Annotated in this window: 1 protein-coding gene; it reads right to left on the reverse strand. The window is 73.6% G+C overall.

Features of this window, described 5'->3' with window-relative positions; translation table 11 throughout:
- Positions 1-1,000, reverse strand: a 1,000-nt coding sequence (gene rep / locus ABT294_RS50780; protein WP_350813754.1) for a replication protein Rep, incomplete at both ends; no start/stop codon positions are given.

A 1,000-nucleotide genomic window follows, 5' to 3' on the forward strand; every position in this document is an offset into this window, starting at 1 on the left:
GTCGCCTCGAGGTCGAGGGCGCGGCGGGTGACCGCGTGCCATCCGTCCTCGGTCACGGCGACCCCGGCCCGCAGCTCCCCGCCGTCGGCGTCGGCCGCCAGGAGCAGATCGAGGTCGTCGGCCTCGGTGTCGCCGCCGTCGAGCCCGAGCATCTGCCGCAGGTAGCGGGTCCATTCGATGGCCCGGCGTCCCCGGGTTGCCCGCTCGTACTCGTGCCAGCGCGAGAGGTTCCACTCCAGCGAGCCGACCCCGGCGGCGTCGTCCTCGGTCATGCCGCCGGTCAGGTCCCCGATCCGTCCGAGGAGTTCGAACGGGGCGACGTTCCCGCCGGTCGCCGTCTTGAGGTCGGCGCGGGCGAGTTCGAGGGCGGGCGCCTTCCCGTCCTGGGTCTTGGCGATGTACTCGGCGAGGTCGTTGGCGTCGCGCTCGGTCTCCAGCCGCTTGAAGTCGACGCCGTGCCGGTCGTCGGGCGTGAAGGCGGGGTTGACCTTGCGCAGGGCGGCGGTCCACACGGACCGCCAGTGCCCCTGCCACTCGTCGAGCGCGGCGCCGGTCGGCTCGAAGGTGGCGACGATCTGCTTCGCGGACCGCTCCCCCTCGGTCCGGCCGCCGACCAGGACGATCGCGTGGATGTGCGGGTGCCAGCCGTTGATCTGCCCCACGGTGACTTCGGTCGCGCGGATCATGCCGACGTACCCGATCCGGTCTCGGATGCCCTCGCGGTCGGCGGCCCGGTGCCCGTCCTTGGCCCGGCGTCCGGCCCACGTGCCGCCCGTGATCAGTCGCTGGTAGGCGCCCGGCCGCCGGGGGCTGTCCGGCGTCTTCCGGGTGCCCTGGAGGGCGTCCATGAGGTCCGCGAGCCGGTCCGTGTGCCCATGGCGGGCCGTGAAGGTGACCAGGTAGGCGGTCCCCCCGCGCTTGATCCACTCGACCACGGCGGCGGTGATCTCCTCGGCCCGCTTGTGCCGGATCGTGGCGGCGCAGACCGGGCAGAGCCAGA

It is taken from the genome of Nonomuraea sp. NPDC000554, assembly GCF_040300065.1.
Lineage (GTDB): Bacteria > Actinomycetota > Actinomycetes > Streptosporangiales > Streptosporangiaceae > Nonomuraea.